This is a genomic window from Myroides sp. C1519 (assembly GCF_038039755.1).
In the GTDB taxonomy this organism is placed as follows: Bacteria; Bacteroidota; Bacteroidia; order Flavobacteriales; family Flavobacteriaceae; genus Flavobacterium; species Flavobacterium phaeum_A.
Genome location: NZ_JBBPHM010000010.1, coordinates 1 through 15,299 on the forward strand (window position 1 = coordinate 1; position 15,299 = coordinate 15,299).

The window sequence follows — 15,299 nt, forward strand, 5'->3', positions numbered from 1 at the left end:
GCGTCTTAGTCTCCCATTCCCCCTCAAATCCTGGGAATCTCAAATTAGGAACCTTAAAACCGAAGCTATCTGGGTGATTAAATCTCCTTAATTGTCTTTCTTTGACATTCTAAAAATTTAAAACAATATGAATAAACAAAAAAGACTTTCAGAAGTAGCTGAATTATGGAAATTAGACAAAAAACAATACGTTAAAAAATCCAGTTTCTCAGCTTATACACTTCTGATTGAAAATCATTTATTACCAACCTTTGGAGAACAATACGAAATAGAAGAAGCCGATGTTCAGAAGTTTGTCCTCCAAAAGTTAGAAGCAGGCTTAAGTCATAAAACAATTAAAGACATATTGATTGTTTTAAAAATGGTCTTGAAGTTTGGAGCAAAAAATAAATGGTTAAGCTATACCCCCTTTGACATACAATTCCCCACCGAACGTGACAAACAAAATTTAGAAGTATTGAGTAGAGCCGATCAGAAAAAAATAATGAACTACATCCAAGAACACTTTACCTTTAAAAACCTCGGCGTTTATATCTGTTTAAGCGCCGGAATACGCATCGGAGAAGTATGTGCCCTAACTTGGGAAGACATTGATACAGATAATGGTGTTATAAGCATTAATAGAACTATTCAACGCATTTATGTAATAGAAAACGGAGTGAGAAAAACAGAGCTCATATTAGATACCCCAAAAACAAAAAACTCTATCCGTGAAATTCCTATCAGTAAAGACTTACTAAGAATACTTAAACCTTTTAAGAAAATCGTTAATTCAACTTTTTTCGTATTAACAAACGACGCTAAACCTACCGAACCACGTACATACCGCAGTTATTATAAAAAATTAATGAGTGAACTTAATATGCCTGAATTAAAATTCCATGGCTTAAGACATAGTTTTGCTACAAGATGTATTGAAAGCAACTGTGATTATAAAACAGTTAGTGTCCTTTTAGGGCATTCCAATATAAGCACAACGCTTAATTTATATGTTCATCCCAATATGGAACAAAAGAAAAAAGCGATAGAACAAATGTTCAAAAATTTAAGATAAAATAAATATGATTATGGATTAGGAGAAATGAAGACAAATCTCTTTATTTTGTTAAATTTGTTTACAAATCAAATATTCACGTTTTAAACTCCTAATTCATAATTATTTTGAGCAAGCAGTCTGAACAGTTTTTAGAAGAGCAGTTATTAGTCCAATTACAGAAATTGGGCTATAAATATATTTCTATTAATGACGAAAAATCTTTAATAGGTAACTTAAAATCTCAATTAGAAAAACACAATCGCATTCAGTTTAGCGATAGCGAGTTCGAAAAGGTTTTAAACATACTTACGAAAGGCTCTGTATTTGAAAAAGCAAAGACATTGCGAGAAATGAAACACCATATCATAAAAGATAATGGTGAAAATCTATATTTTGAATTTTTAAATACAGAACACTGGTGTCAAAATGAATATCAGGTTACAAATCAAGTTACACAAGAAGGAAAATATGTCAATCGATACGATGTTACAATATTGATAAACGGTCTACCTCTTGTTCAAATTGAGTTAAAAAGAAGGGGCCTTGAATTAAAAGAAGCTTTTAATCAAATAAACAGATACCAAAAACACAGCTATGGTTCTGGTAAAGCATTATTTCAATATGTACAACTATTTATTATAAGCAACGGAATAAACACCAAATATTACAGTAATTTTGGAACTCACACTCCTGAATTCCTACAAACATTTCATTGGACAGACGAGTTAAATAATCCATTAAACAATGTTTTAAATGGCTTTACTGATCGTTTTTTAGAACCTTGCCACGTCAGTAAAATGATTTGTAAATATATCGTACTCAATGAAACTGATAAACGTTTGATGGTACTTCGTCCCTATCAATACTATGCAGTAGAGAGTATTATAAAAAAAGTAACTGAAAATGAGATTCTAAATGGTTATAACATTGAGAAAAATGGATATATCTGGCATACCACAGGAAGTGGAAAAACCTTAACGAGTTTTAAAGCCAGTCAAATTTTATCCAAAATACCAGCTATAAAGAAAGTAGTATTTGTTGTTGACCGTAAAGATTTAGATTATCAAACAAATCAAGAATACGACAAGTTTAGCAAAGGTTCTGTAAGTTCTGCTACTAACACAGATGATTTGATTAAAAAATTCATTGACCCTAATGTACATATCATTGTAACCACAATACAGAAATTAAATAATGCCATTTCGGGTAGAAATGTATCAAAAATGAAATCCATCAAAGCGTTGCGAATGGTATTTATTTTTGATGAATGTCACCGTTCTCAATTTGGAGATACACACAGAAACATTGTTCAATATTTTACAAACATTCAACTATTTGGTTTTACAGGAACACCAATATTAGCTGAGAATGCTAATGGAGAAAAAACAACTGCAAGTCTTTTTGGAAATTGCTTACATAAATATGTAATTACTGATGCTATTCGCGATGAAAATGTATTGAAATTTTCTGTCGAGTATATACAAACGTTTAAAAAGAAAGAGCATATCATTGATTTAAAAGTTGAACAAATTAATGAAACAGAAGTTTATGAAGCTCCTCAACGTAAAGAGGCTATCGTTGATTATATTGTCCAATACCACAACCAAAAAACACAAAACAAAAAGTTTTGTGCAATGATGTGTGTACAAGACATTGATTCTGTAATTCAGTATTATGAAATTTTTAAAAAGAAGAAAAAAGAAGGAGAACACAATCTAAAGATTGCTACTATTTTTAGTTTTGCTCAGAATGAAGAAGAAATGGAAGAACAAGTTGTAAACCAACTAAATATTGCTGCAGAGGCTCCTTCTGAATATAAAATAAATTACGTACCTCATCGCCGAGAACTATTAGAAAATTACGTTGAAGACTTTAACGAACAATTTGGCGAAAAACAAAATATAAAAGACACAGAAGGTTTTTATAACTATTACAATGCAGTAGCTAAAAAGTCCAAACAAAATGAAACTGATATTCTCTTAGTAGCAAATATGTTTTTAACTGGGTTTGACAGTAAATACCTAAATACATTATATGTTGATAAAAACCTACAATATCACGGACTTATACAAGCTTTTAGTCGTACCAATAGAACGTTAGACAAAAATAAAACACAAGGAAATATTGTGTGTTTTAGAAATCTAAAAGAAAAAACAGATCAGGCAATTGCACTATTTAGCAACAAAGAAGCGATTGATGAAATTATTGTAGAACCTTATGAAATCTATGTTGACAAGTTTAATGAGGCAACTCAAAAACTTATTGAAATTGTTCCTGAAGTTGACGCAGTAGATGGTTTATATTCTGAAGAAGAACGATTAAAATTTATCTTAGCATTTCGTGCATTGATTCGACTGCACAAAAAAATGACTCACTTCACAGAATTTAACTGGGAAGACTTAGAGATAGAAGAACAATTATTTGCTGACTACACAAGTAAATACTTAGATTTAAAAGAAAAATTAAATAAGGATACAGCTACACCTGAAAAAACATCAATTCTAAATGATATTGACTTTGAATTAGAATTAATAAGACGAGATACAATTAATGTTACTTACATCCTTCAACTATTAATTACATTCAAATCAAAGCAAACTACCAAAGACAAAGAAGCTATTGAAAAGGAAATATCTAATTTATTAAATACAGAAGTTTCTTTGAGGAGTAAACGAGAATTAATTGAAAAATTTATTCAAGAGAATTTACCTTTGATTGAAGATACAGATACAATTACAGAAGAATTTGATAAGTTTTGGGTTAAAGAACAACAATCTGCCCTTGAAAATTTAGTTGAAACGGAAAACTTGTATAAAGATCAAACTGAAAAACTAATAGAGAACTTCCTATTTTCTGAACGAGAACCTCTAAGAGACGACTTACTTAGTTTAAGAAAAGAAGGCAAACCGAGTGTACTTAAATTCAAAGAAACAGGAGACCGTATATTAGGAAAAATAATAGGATTTGTAGATACTTTTATAAATGGTTTTACAGGACATTAAACTCAATGCATTCAGATAAAAAAACAGTATTATAATGGTTATAAAAAGTGATTAATAATGTCTTTTTATAACCATATTATATTAATCAACTATTTCTAACACTGAAACATAATCTTTCTTACCATCTTAAAGAAAAATATTTTGTTTACTCCCTATTTATTATGTGATTCTACCTAATAAAAGCCTACCTACATACAAACACCCTAAATTCTGAATATCAATAACATACAAATAATATTCGCTTCTTTCTTTGGAACGGCTTTGCAATAGTGCAAGAATCCTTCGCAAAACACCCTCATTTTCCGAAGAAGTACTAAACAGTGGTGTATTCGTTCCCGATAAAAACACAAATAAGAATAACAACATTATCGCTTGTTCATATTCTGTTGCCTTTCAAAAAAATAAATTACTAAGAAATTAAAAAAAGCCCTTCAATTTTCATTGAAAGGCTTTTGTAATTTTATGATGTACTAACAATTAACCATCGATGCAAACACCATCGTCAAACTGTCCGTTAGCCATTTCTATCGTTAAAAAATGTCCGCCAAATAAATCTCCTCCTTCATACATAAACTCAACCGCTGTATCTCCCGTGAAATACAATGAAATTAAATTAAGCCCCTGCATAAATGCTTCATCCGTAATAGATCCGTCTTCGTTATAAGCATCGTAAAGCTCATCTACAATTAATCTCTTCCCTCTCTGATCAAATGCCTGTAAATCACTTACAATCGTATTTACATCGGCTAACAATCCGTCTAAATTGTCATCCATATTGTGAATAGCAATGGTGATCTCCTCTTCTCCGTGGGCTAAGTCCATTTGTAATACGTCTTGATCGTAATCTGCTACTTCAAAATCCTTTGCTGTAATTGTCATAAATAATATATTTTATTAATTAGCGTTCTGTATCTCTTACGCATACAAATATACTTCTAATACAAAAGAGAGAAACAGTAGTTTTATCTTTTCTCACAAAAAAAACGACAAATCCAATGTAGCGTTACAATGTGCCTCTTGTGTATTGCTTTTATAAATTGTACTTTAACTATATCTAAAAACAATAAATAGTATGGAAAAAACAATCAAAATACTTTTAGCTGTTATCTTGTTGCTCTGCTTACTTCCCTTGCCGTATGGTTTCTTTGAATTAGTTCGTTTTATTGCATTCATCGGTTTTGGGTATTTAGCCTTTATGGCCAACAAGAGAAATAATCAGAATGAAATGATTCTCTTTGGTGCTTTGGCATTGCTATTTCAACCGTTCTTTAAAATTGCCCTGGGTAGAACGCTGTGGAATATTGTAGATGTAGTAGTGGCCGTAGGTTTGTTGTTTACGATGAACAAGAAGAACATCTTTAAAAAGTAAATTATAGGGTATAAAAAAATCCTTTTAGAAAACGCTCTAAAAGGATTTTTTTATAAATAGTAGTTATGGATTATTGTTTAACGCCGATTAAACGAATTACGGCTGCTTCGCCAAGGTGAAATTGCCCTTCTTGTAATGTTACTACTTGCTCTTCGGCTAAGGTAAAGGTGAAGTCTTGAAAGTCTTCTTTTAACTCAGCAAGGTCAAATAACATACTTACTTCTCCCGGGCCACCAACAGCGGGATTCTGCTCTTGTTTGGCTTTGTGCTGTTTGCTAAAGCCCTCTAAGATTAGCGTACCTCCTTTTTTTACAGCTTGTGCCAATTTGCGGTGATACATGCGTCTGTATTCTTCTGGAAAGTGGGCAAAGATTAACCCCAATGTGTCAAACTCTCTTCTGTCAAGATCAATTTCTTTGACAGTAGATACTAAGTAGTTAATCACTACTCCCCTGTCTTGTGCTAACTGCAAGGCTTTCTTTTGTCCTTCTACACTCATATCAAATGCGGAAACAGTCCACCCTTGTTGAGCTGCAAATACAGCGTTTCGCCCTTCTCCTTCTGCAGCTAATAATACTGTGCCTACTTGTGGCAACTCGCTTAGCGCTTGTTCAAAAAAGCGATTAGGCGTTGTGCCATACGCGTAAACTTCTTCTTTATATCGGTTGTCCCAAAAATTGCTCATCGTTTATTTGTTTACGCTTTTTGCTACATTTTGCCAAGAACCTCCATTGATTACTTGCTCGTATCCGTTGTTGTTTAACACCTGCTTTGCTTGTCCACTGCGCATTCCACTACGGCAGAATACAACAATTGCTTTGTCTTTTGGCAATTTGTTTAATTGTCTTTCTAAAGTGTCTAACGGAATATTGATTGCTCCGGTTACAGAACCATCGTTAAATTCCCCTTGTGTGCGTACATCTACTAATAATGCTCCGCCTTTGATGTATTGTTCTAATTCGTCATTTGAACCAAAACCTGCTACTTTTTTAATAAAATCAAACATTGTGCTACAATTTTAGATTGCAAAAATACACTCACCTATTCCTATAGAGTGTAACTTAGGTTACACAGAACGGAAGTTTCACAGCATTTTGGCTGCTTAAGCGGAAAAAGGCAATGGCATTTTACAGAAAAAAATAAAAAACATACTTTTGCAAAAAATACACGAATGAATATCAAGTTAATTGCCATAGGAAAAACGGATAGTAAACCGCTACAGACATTAATGGATGAATACACTAAACGCCTGTCGTTTTACGTCAAGTTTGACTTGGAGGTTATTCCGGATATCAAAAATTCGAAGAATATGTCGGAGGCTCAACAAAAACAAAAGGAAGGGGAACTTATTTTATCTAAAATAACGCCTACTGATTTCTTGGTTTTGTTGGATGAAAATGGAAAGGAATTTAGCAGTGTTGGCTTTTCTGAAGAATTGCAAAAAAGAATGAATGCAGGGATTAAAACCTTGGTGTTTGTCATTGGTGGACCTTATGGTTTCTCTGAAGATGTGTACAAAAATGCAAAGGGAAAGATATCGCTTTCTCGCATGACGTTTTCTCACCAAATGATTCGCTTGTTTATCATAGAACAGATTTATCGCGGGTTTACAATTTTGCGCAATGAACCGTATCACCATCAATAAAAAAAAGCCTGTTTTTCAACAGGCTTTTATATTTTTAGTAGATTAAATCTGTCTTAGCAAATTTGTCTTGTACTTCTTTTTCAACTAAGAAAATACGCGTTTGTAGGTATTGTTCAAATGTCAGGTCTTTATTGAATCCTAACTGAACGCTGTCGCGGTCTTGAATTGCTTGTACTAATTGGTCTTTAGACACTGCATTTCCTTCAAACAAAATAGTGTTTGCATCTTTTACATACACCACGTTTGCCATCGTTGTTGGTCCTACGAATCCGTAGTCTAACTCCTTAATTGGAAAGAATGACAAGTGTTTGCTCACCGTATCCGCATAGCTTAAAAACACACCTTTTTCATCTTTGTGCATGTTTTCTTCGTTGTACTTGTGGTCTTTGATGCGCTTAATCTCCGTCAATACGTCTTTTACATTCAAATCGCGTTGCACAGAAACGATGTAATTTGTACCGCTAATTCTGTTGGCTTCGATTAATTCAAAGCTCTTACCTTCTTCTCCTGTTTCAAAATAAATAGGCGAATGGTCTTCCACTCCCTCTTCTACTGTAAAACCTGCACGAGGAATGTGCATTTCTTTTCGATTGCAACTGCCTAATAGTATCAAAGCAGGAATTAGCAATAATAGCTTTTTCATTTAATTATCTGTTTTAATATTTCTCTTGTTTGTACTGCTTCCTTAACATCGTGAACGCGCAAAATATTGGCTCCTTTTTGTAGCGCAATGGTGTTTAATACGGTAGTTCCGTTTAACGCCTCTTGTGCTGTGATGTCTAACAGTTTATAAATCATTGACTTTCTCGATATCCCAACTAATAGCGGTAGGTCAAACGAAGATAGTAATTCCATCTTACCCATTAGTTCGTAATTCTGCTCTAAGGTTTTTGCAAACCCAAAACCGGGGTCTAAAATGATGTCGTTAATCTTGTGTTCACGGGCTTTAGCAACGCGTTCTGCAAAGTATAGCTTTACTTCTTTGACCAAATCACTATAGGCAGTCAGCGATTGCATGGTTTGTGGGGTTCCGCGCATGTGCATCATAATATAAGGCACTTGCAACTGTCCTACTGTTTCAAGCATTGCCTCGTCTAAGTGGCCTGCTGCAATATCATTTACTATTGCCGCACCTGCTTCTACTGTTGCCTTTGCTACTGCTGCTCTGAATGTGTCTATGGATAAATGGGTAGTTGGAAACTCCTTTTGCAACATCGCTACAATCGGAACGATGCGCTGTATTTCTTCTTGTTCACTGACAAACTCAGCACTTGGTTTACTTGAATAAGCGCCTACATCAATAAAGTCTGCCCCTTGCGCAATCATTTCTTCTGCGTGTTTTAGAAATGCCGCATCGGACTTGTACTTTCCTCCGTCATAAAAAGAATTGGGAGTGATGTTTAGAATCCCCATTATTTTTGGAGAACTCAAATCAACCAATTCTCCTTTACAATTTATTGTCATTCCGCTCAATACCTTACTTTTTTTCGTATTTTTATATATTATTACGCTCCAAAAACACTTTCCCTCTTTCAAAGGGTTAGTATTATTACTATTTTTGGAAAAATATTACACAAATATAATTCAAATGAATACTACTTCTACTCAATTTGACCAAGTAATTGCCATCTGCAGGGATTTATACCAGAAAAAAATGCACGATTATGGATGTGCTTGGCGAATTTTACGTTTACCTTCTTTGACGGATCAAATATTTATTAAAGCACAACGCATTAGAAGTATTCAAGAAAATGAAGTGCGCAAAGTGGATGAGGGTGAAATGCCAGAGTTTATTGGTATTATCAACTATTGCGTTATGGCACTTATCAATTTAGAGAAAGGCGTAGCAACGCAACCTGACTTGTCAAGTGAGGAGGCAATTAAATTGTACGATGAGAAAATTGCGGAGACAAAGGCGTTAATGGAAAACAAGAATCACGATTATGGTGAGGCTTGGAGAGAAATGCGCGTGAGCTCTTTAACGGATTTAATCTTGCAAAAATTATTGCGCGTTAAACAAATTGAAGATAACAAAGGAAAGACATTAGTGTCTGAAGGAATTGCTGCGAATTACCAGGATATGCTTAATTATTCTGTGTTTGCTTTAATTCACTTAGACGTTGCTAATCAATAATAACGTTTTTTAAACAATCATTAAATTATGAAAATCATTGCTCAACTATCGCGCATATTTGTAGGTGTTTTATTCATCTTGTCAGGATTAGTTAAGTTAAATGACCCAATGGGGTTTTCTTATAAATTGGAAGAATACTTCTCTGAGGCTGTTTTAAACTTACCTTTTCTAATTCCTTATGCTGTTGCTTTAGCCGTTGTATTGGTTATTGCTGAAGTGGTATTAGGGGTGGCTTTATTGGTAGGATACAAGCGCAAGTGGACTTTGACTTTGCTTTTTTTAATGATTATATTCTTTACATTCCTAACTTTTTACTCTGCTTATTACAACAAAGTAACTGATTGTGGATGTTTTGGAGATGCAATTGCACTAACGCCTTGGGGCTCGTTTACCAAAGATGTGGTGTTGTTAGTCTTGCTTTTAATCATCTTAAGAGATAGAGAGGTGGTACAACCTTTATTCCCTGGTAAAACAAATGGTACTCTTGTATTCGCTTCATTGGTATTGAGTGGTTTTATGGGGTATTGGGTGTTAAATCACTTGCCTTTGAAAGACTTTAGAGCATATAAAGTAGGTACTGACATCATGAAGGGAATGGAGATTCCGGAAGACGCACCGCGTGCGGTTTACGAGATGTCATTCTACTATGACGTAAACGGTGAGGAACGCAAGTTTAGCGATAAAGAATTAACTAAACTGCCTGAAGGAGCTAAGTTTATCAGAAGAGAAGACAAACTTATTTCTGAAGGTTTCCAACCGGCTATTCACGACTTGTCTATGGATAAAGATGGTGAGGATTTCCTTGGTGAAATGCTTGCTGAACCTAAGTTAGTGTGGATTATTGCTTACGACTTAACGCGCGCTGACGAAAAAGGTTTAGAGGCGATGAAGGACTTTGCTAATAAAGCGATTGTCAACGGATACATCGTAGCGGGTATGTCTGCCTCTGCTCAAAACTTGGTGGAAGATGTTCAAAAGAAATACAACTTGCCTTTTGACTTCTACTCTTGTGATGGTACGACTTTAAAGACTATCGAACGCGGTAATCCAAGTATCGTTGTCCTTGAAAATGGCGTAATTGTAGAGAAAAAACACTGGAACGACAGAGAAAAAGTAACCCTTAAATAACATAAAACAATCTTGTTAAGCTATTTCCTTAAAAAACTGCTTTACGCTTTTTTTACCCTTTTTGGTGTAGTTACAGTGGTGTTCTTTTTGTTCAACGTATTGCCAGGTGATCCGGCGAGAATGATGCTTGACCAAAATGAGAACTCTGAACAATTGCTGGCTATTAAAAAGAAATATGGTTTTGACCAGCCGATTAGTAAACAATATGTGTTGTATCTAAACGACTTATCTCCTATTTCTGTGCACAGTAATACGGCTGATGACTACAGCTTTAACACAGATGATAAATATACTGGAGTAACCTTGCTTAACACAGGGAGCTATTCTGTAATGGCAAAAACACCTTATTTGAGAGAGAGCTTTCAGAAAAGTGGTAAAAAAGTGAGTAGCATCTTGGCAGATACCTTGCCTAATACGGTGTTATTAGCTTCTTTAGCTATCGCAATCGCCTTAGTGGTTGGGGTGTTTTTAGGAATCATATCTGCCTTGTTTAAGAATACGTGGATAGACAAGAGTATTGCAATTATCAGTACGTTTGGAATGAGTATCCCCTCTTTTTTTAGTGCTATTTTATTTGCCTGGATATTCGGTTATGTATTACACAAATACACCCATTTACCGATGACAGGGAGCTTGTATGAAGTTGACGACTTGGGTACAGGCCGACATTTAGCTTTAAAAAATGCCATTCTACCGTCTATTGTATTAGGGATTAGACCCCTTGCTGTTGTGATTCAATTAATGCGTAATACCCTGTTAGAGGTGTTGTCTCAAGATTACATCCGAACAGCTAAAGCAAAGGGATTAAGCACGAGTAAAATTATCCGTAAACACGCGTTGAAAAACTCCTTAAACCCAGTGGTAACTGCCCTTTCAGGTTGGTTTGCCTCTATGTTAGCAGGAGCGGTATTTGTGGAGTACATCTTTGGTTGGAATGGCCTTGGCAAAGAAATTGTAGATGCGTTGAATACATTAGACCTTCCGGTCATTATGGGGGCGGTACTTATCATCGCTACTTCTTTTGTAATCATTACAATTTTAGTAGATTTGATTTATGCGTATTTAGACCCTCGAGTTAAATTAAACTAACTTTTTAAAATAGAAATAACCCCATGAGAAAAACAGTAATCGCTTTAGCATTCGCGGCTATTTCATTCGCTTCTTGTAATCAGAAAACGGTAACGACAGAAGAAATTACAAATGAAGTGGAGCAACAAGCTGAAACAGCAAAAACAGAAGAAGTAGCAAAAGACACAACTGTGTTTGCTGAAAGAGCTTTAAAACAAGAGTTTGTTGGCTTAGATGGTAAATTCATCAACTTAGAACAAATATTAGCACAGTACAAAGATAAAGTTGTACTAATTGACGTATGGGCAGCTTGGTGTCCTGATTGTATCAAGGCTGTACCGACTATGCAAGAAATCAAAAAAGAGTTTACTAACGTGGTTTTCTTAAACTTGTCGTTAGATAAAACTCAAGACTCTTGGAAAGAGGCTATTAAGAAACACGAAATTGAAGGAGAACACTACTTCTCAATGGAAGGTAAAGGTATGAAAGGTGATTTCGGTAAAGCGTTAGACTTAAACTGGATCCCAAGATATATTGTTGTTGGTAAAGACGGTAAAATCGCTTTGTATAATGCAACAGAAAAGAACTTTGAAGAAATTAAAGAATTACTAAACAAAATTCAATAATATGAGACACACAATCGTTGCGGGTAACTGGAAAATGCACAAAACATATTCAGAAACGCACACTCTATTAGACGAACTTATAACAAAACTTCCAAGTGGAAAAGAGGTTGAAGTAATCGTTGCTCCAACTTTCACTAACTTAGCAAGTGCTGTAGCTCACTTAGATGGTACTAACATTCAAGTGGCTGCTCAAAATATGCACCAAGCTGAAGGGGGTGCTTTTACAGGAGAAATCTCTGCTCAAATGTTGTTGAGTGTTGGGGTTGAAACGGTAATCATTGGACACTCTGAAAGAAGACACTACTTCAATGAAACTGACGCTGTATTGGCTGATAAAGTAAACACTGCTTTAAGACATAATATGCGTGTTATTTTCTGTATTGGTGAGGAATTAAAAGACAGAGAAAGCAAACAATACTTAAATGTTATCTTTAACCAATTGACTGATGGGTTATTCCACTTGTCTAAAGACCAATGGAAAAATATCGTAATTGCTTACGAACCAGTTTGGGCTATTGGTACTGGTGAAACTGCTTCTCCTGAACAAGCGCAAGAGATTCACGCTTTCATCCGTCAAGAGATTGAAAGAAAATACGACAAAAACGTTGCTGAAAACACGTCTATCCTTTACGGAGGTAGTGTGAAACCAAGTAATGCAAAAGAAATCTTCTCTAAAACTGATGTTGACGGTGGTCTTATCGGTGGTGCTGCTTTGGTAGCAGATGATTTTATTGCTATTATTGAGGCTGCTAACTAATTGTAGTTATTCATCATAAAAAAATAGGCTATCTAATTGCAGATAGCCTATTTTTTTATGTTTATACCTCAACGGTAATATGTCTTCTTACTGATTTATGAGGGCTTGGGCGAATTATCTCTCCTTCTCTTTGCATTGTGTACTTCTGCTTATGTCACTCCCTCCTGCCCTTTGCTTTTGCGCTACATTATATTCTTCTTATTTCACTTAATTGCTCTTCCCGAATGCCTAAATATGAAGCGATATTCTTTTCTGATATACGTTCTATATTCTCTTGCAACTTGCGCAACAAACGATAGTAACGCTGTACGGGTGACATTAACTGCAACTGATAAGCGCGTTCTTCTAAAAGCATACAATAGTCCTCTGTAAAACGGCGTGCAATCATATTCAACTCTGGATATTCTCTGTAAAAACGCAAAAGTACTTGATTGGGAATAGCGTAAACAATACAATCTTCTATACATTGCACATACTCCAAGGAAGGCTTGCTCTTATACATCTGATAAGTTGCCCCTAAAATACTGTGTTCAAAAGCATACCAAACGTCTACTTCTCTACCTTCGTATAGATAATAACCGCGTACAGCTCCTTCTTCAATAACATATAAACTATCTGATTGATGCCCTTTCTGAAGTAGTAAGTCTCCTTTTCGCTTAAAGAATATTTGGGTGTTTTCTTCTAAAGCAACTTTACACAATGGTGATAGGTAACCATATTGTTCCAGTAACCTAACGAGTGTATTCATAGTACTTTTTCTTTTATTAGCTTGTTTTATTCGTAACTCTAATATACCAATAATGTTTAACATCTTGGTAATCAAAGGTGTTTTTATTTTGAAGCCTTTTCGTTTTAAAACAAGAGAATATACTGTGTTTTGTTGTTTAACATAGGTTATAAAAAAAGGTTCTCATTGAAAAAACAATGAGAACCTCTCTTATCCTACTTTCTAAGAAGTAGTATATAAAACTGACAATTAATACGCGTTGTCGATATCAGTAACACGGATAAGTTTTTCGTTTACAAATTCGTGAATACCATATTTCGCTTGCTCTCTACCATATCCTGAAAGTTTAGTACCTCCGAATGGTAACTCAGGAGCAATTCCTGTAACGTGGTTAATGTAAACCATTCCTGTTACAATCTCTCTCGCTACTGCAATTCCGTGTTCTTTATTTTCTGTGAAAACACTTCCTCCTAATCCGTAAGGAGTATCGTTTGCTAAAGCAATTGCCTCAGCATCGTTTTCAACAACATAAATCATAAACACAGGTCCGAATACCTCTTGAGAATAGATATCCATCTCTTTTGTGATACCTGTTAAAATAGCTGGTTCCATAAACCATCCATCTCTATCTAATTTTTTTCCACCGTGAACTAAAGTAACTCCTTGTTCAACAGCTTTCTGAACTTGTCCTAAAACATCCTCTCTTGCTCTTTCACTGCTCAATGGTGCAACTTGTGTATCTGCTTCTAATGGATCACCAATTTTAGCTGCTTTAACTGCTTCAACAACACCAGCGATAAATTCATCTGCTAAGTTCTTGTTTACAATTAAACGTTTTGGAGATACACATACTTGTCCTGCATTCCATAAACGCCCTTCTACAGCTCCTCTGATTGATTTTTTAACATCAGCATCTTCTAAAACGATAAACGCATCACTTCCTCCCAACTCTAACGTTGTTTTTTTGATGTGTTTACCTGCCGCTTCAGCAACACTTGCTCCTGCAAACTCACTTCCTGTGAAAGCAACTCCTTTTACTCTTGGGTCAGCGATAATCTTTTCGATTTGTGATCCTGGTACAAATAAGTTTGTATATACGTTTACTGGTAATCCACATTCAATAAAGATGTCCTCCATGATTTGAGCACATTGTGGAATATTAGAAGCGTGTTTTAATACCATTGTATTACCAGCCATTAAGTTTGGCCCTGCAGATCTTGTAATTTGGTAGAATGGGAAGTTCCAAGGTTGTACACTTAAGATTACACCGATTGGTTCTTTACTGATGAAAGCTTCTCCAAATGGCGTTTCGATTTTCTCGTCTGCTAATAAGCTTTCTGCATTTGTAGCGTAGAAATCAAAGATGTCTGCACATAACAATACTTCTCCGATACCTTCTTTTAATAATTTACCCATTTCACGAGTAATTAAGGCACCTAATTCTTCTTTTCTTGCGCGGAAAGTTTCTGCTACTTTGTGAATAATCTTAGCACGCTCGCTGATTGATGTTCTTTTCCATCCGTCAAAAGCTGCGTCTGCTTTCGTTAAGATTTGATCAATTTCTGTAGCTGACATTACGTCAAATACTTTCTCTTCTTTTCCTGTAGTAGGATTTATTGTTTTGATATTAGATTTATTCTGTGTACTCATATCTATTTATTTAATTTAATGTATTTACTAATATAATTAATCTAAAATCACTTTATACCCTATATAATGTTAAAAATAACCACCAGTGATGTATAATCCATAAAATGTGATAATTAACACAGCAACAGATTTGTGATTTAGAACAACGTACAATGCA

General features: G+C 34.9%; 16 protein-coding genes. 9 read left to right on the forward strand and 7 right to left on the reverse strand.

Translation table 11 applies throughout. From position 1 onward, the window contains the following. Positions 1–127 precede the first annotated feature (127 nt). Positions 128–1,054, forward strand: a complete 927-nt coding sequence (locus AABL81_RS07165; protein WP_090407278.1) for a tyrosine-type recombinase/integrase — start codon at positions 128–130, stop codon at positions 1,052–1,054. 107 nt (positions 1,055–1,161) lie between these two features. Further along, positions 1,162–4,038: a type I restriction endonuclease subunit R gene (locus tag AABL81_RS07170; RefSeq protein ID WP_341340683.1), complete on the forward strand. Its 2,877-nt coding sequence runs from the start codon at positions 1,162–1,164 to the stop codon at positions 4,036–4,038. A 477-nt stretch (positions 4,039–4,515) separates the two neighbouring features. Here the strand turns inward: AABL81_RS07170 and AABL81_RS07175 are convergent, their stop codons facing one another. After that, positions 4,516–4,917, reverse strand: coding sequence for a DUF2262 domain-containing protein (locus AABL81_RS07175; RefSeq protein WP_158211279.1), 402 nt, complete (start codon positions 4,915–4,917; stop codon positions 4,516–4,518). 193 nt (positions 4,918–5,110) lie between these two features. Here AABL81_RS07175 and AABL81_RS07180 point away from each other — a divergent pair, with 193 nt between their 5' ends. Then, entirely contained in the window at positions 5,111–5,407 is a 297-nt protein-coding gene (locus tag AABL81_RS07180) for a DUF6804 family protein (protein WP_158211280.1), read from the forward strand. A 70-nt stretch (positions 5,408–5,477) separates the two neighbouring features. Here the strand turns inward: AABL81_RS07180 and AABL81_RS07185 are convergent, their stop codons facing one another. Both AABL81_RS07185 and AABL81_RS07190 read right to left on the reverse strand, forming a co-directional pair. Continuing rightward, positions 5,478–6,092 carry a class I SAM-dependent methyltransferase gene (locus AABL81_RS07185; RefSeq protein WP_341340684.1) on the reverse strand — a complete coding sequence of 205 codons (615 nt, stop codon included), beginning with the start codon at positions 6,090–6,092 and terminating at the stop codon, positions 5,478–5,480. Positions 6,093–6,095: 3 nt separating this feature from the next. Next, entirely contained in the window at positions 6,096–6,413 is a 318-nt protein-coding gene (locus AABL81_RS07190) for a rhodanese-like domain-containing protein (protein WP_158211282.1), read from the reverse strand. Positions 6,414–6,578: 165 nt separating this feature from the next. Here AABL81_RS07190 and rlmH point away from each other — a divergent pair, with 165 nt between their 5' ends. Further along, complete coding sequence (rlmH, locus tag AABL81_RS07195) at positions 6,579–7,052, forward strand: 23S rRNA (pseudouridine(1915)-N(3))-methyltransferase RlmH (RefSeq protein WP_158211283.1); 474 nt, start codon at positions 6,579–6,581, stop codon at positions 7,050–7,052. Between the two features lie 34 nt (positions 7,053–7,086). Here rlmH and AABL81_RS07200 read toward each other — a convergent pair whose 3' ends face one another. Next, positions 7,087–7,695: a hypothetical protein gene (locus AABL81_RS07200; RefSeq protein ID WP_090409584.1), complete on the reverse strand. Its 609-nt coding sequence runs from the start codon at positions 7,693–7,695 to the stop codon at positions 7,087–7,089. After that, positions 7,692–8,516 (reverse strand): dihydropteroate synthase, encoded by an 825-nt coding sequence (folP, locus tag AABL81_RS07205; protein WP_158211284.1) that lies wholly within the window; start codon positions 8,514–8,516, stop codon positions 7,692–7,694. The genes AABL81_RS07200 and folP overlap by 4 nt, the downstream gene beginning before the upstream one ends. 124 nt (positions 8,517–8,640) lie before the next feature. Between folP and AABL81_RS07210 the strand changes: the two genes are divergently transcribed. From AABL81_RS07210 to tpiA, 5 genes are read left to right on the forward strand one after another with little or no spacing between them, the layout of a single operon-like run. Further along, complete coding sequence (locus AABL81_RS07210; protein WP_090409586.1) at positions 8,641–9,186, forward strand: DUF1599 domain-containing protein; 546 nt, start codon at positions 8,641–8,643, stop codon at positions 9,184–9,186. 27 nt (positions 9,187–9,213) lie between these two features. Next, a complete protein-coding gene (locus AABL81_RS07215; RefSeq protein ID WP_158211285.1) occupies positions 9,214–10,314 on the forward strand; it encodes a BT_3928 family protein in 1,101 nt (366 codons plus the stop codon). 12 nt (positions 10,315–10,326) lie between these two features. Further along, positions 10,327–11,403 carry an ABC transporter permease gene (locus tag AABL81_RS07220; RefSeq protein ID WP_341340685.1) on the forward strand — a complete coding sequence of 359 codons (1,077 nt, stop codon included), beginning with the start codon at positions 10,327–10,329 and terminating at the stop codon, positions 11,401–11,403. Between the two features lie 23 nt (positions 11,404–11,426). Beyond that, positions 11,427–12,008, forward strand: coding sequence for a TlpA family protein disulfide reductase (locus AABL81_RS07225; protein WP_158211287.1), 582 nt, complete (start codon positions 11,427–11,429; stop codon positions 12,006–12,008). Between the two features lies 1 nt (position 12,009). After that, positions 12,010–12,765, forward strand: a complete 756-nt coding sequence (gene tpiA, locus AABL81_RS07230; RefSeq protein WP_341340686.1) for a triose-phosphate isomerase — start codon at positions 12,010–12,012, stop codon at positions 12,763–12,765. A 187-nt stretch (positions 12,766–12,952) separates the two neighbouring features. Here tpiA and AABL81_RS07235 read toward each other — a convergent pair whose 3' ends face one another. Next, positions 12,953–13,513, reverse strand: coding sequence for a Crp/Fnr family transcriptional regulator (locus AABL81_RS07235; protein ID WP_341340687.1), 561 nt, complete (start codon positions 13,511–13,513; stop codon positions 12,953–12,955). 228 nt (positions 13,514–13,741) lie between these two features. After that, the gene (locus tag AABL81_RS07240; RefSeq protein ID WP_341340688.1) at positions 13,742–15,142 is read right to left on the reverse strand and encodes an NAD-dependent succinate-semialdehyde dehydrogenase; all 1,401 of its coding nucleotides are present in this window, start codon (positions 15,140–15,142) and stop codon (positions 13,742–13,744) included. Positions 15,143–15,299 lie beyond the last annotated feature (157 nt).

Excerpts from the sequence above, each read along its gene's own strand:
- AABL81_RS07235 (WP_341340687.1), bottom strand. The coding sequence starts at position 13,513 with ATGAATACACTCGTTAGGTTACTGGAACAATATGGTTACCTATCACCA.
- AABL81_RS07185 (WP_341340684.1), bottom strand. The coding sequence starts at position 6,092 with ATGAGCAATTTTTGGGACAACCGATATAAAGAAGAAGTTTACGCGTAT.
- AABL81_RS07175 (WP_158211279.1), bottom strand. The coding sequence starts at position 4,917 with ATGACAATTACAGCAAAGGATTTTGAAGTAGCAGATTACGATCAAGAC.
- AABL81_RS07240 (WP_341340688.1), bottom strand. The coding sequence starts at position 15,142 with ATGAGTACACAGAATAAATCTAATATCAAAACAATAAATCCTACTACA.
- rlmH (WP_158211283.1), top strand. The coding sequence starts at position 6,579 with ATGAATATCAAGTTAATTGCCATAGGAAAAACGGATAGTAAACCGCTA.
- folP (WP_158211284.1), bottom strand. The coding sequence starts at position 8,516 with ATGACAATAAATTGTAAAGGAGAATTGGTTGATTTGAGTTCTCCAAAA.
- AABL81_RS07215 (WP_158211285.1), top strand. The coding sequence starts at position 9,214 with ATGAAAATCATTGCTCAACTATCGCGCATATTTGTAGGTGTTTTATTC.
- AABL81_RS07190 (WP_158211282.1), bottom strand. The coding sequence starts at position 6,413 with ATGTTTGATTTTATTAAAAAAGTAGCAGGTTTTGGTTCAAATGACGAA.
- AABL81_RS07200 (WP_090409584.1), bottom strand. The coding sequence starts at position 7,695 with ATGAAAAAGCTATTATTGCTAATTCCTGCTTTGATACTATTAGGCAGT.
- AABL81_RS07225 (WP_158211287.1), top strand. The coding sequence starts at position 11,427 with ATGAGAAAAACAGTAATCGCTTTAGCATTCGCGGCTATTTCATTCGCT.
- tpiA (WP_341340686.1), top strand. The coding sequence starts at position 12,010 with ATGAGACACACAATCGTTGCGGGTAACTGGAAAATGCACAAAACATAT.
- AABL81_RS07210 (WP_090409586.1), top strand. The coding sequence starts at position 8,641 with ATGAATACTACTTCTACTCAATTTGACCAAGTAATTGCCATCTGCAGG.
- AABL81_RS07165 (WP_090407278.1), top strand. The coding sequence starts at position 128 with ATGAATAAACAAAAAAGACTTTCAGAAGTAGCTGAATTATGGAAATTA.
- AABL81_RS07180 (WP_158211280.1), top strand. The coding sequence starts at position 5,111 with ATGGAAAAAACAATCAAAATACTTTTAGCTGTTATCTTGTTGCTCTGC.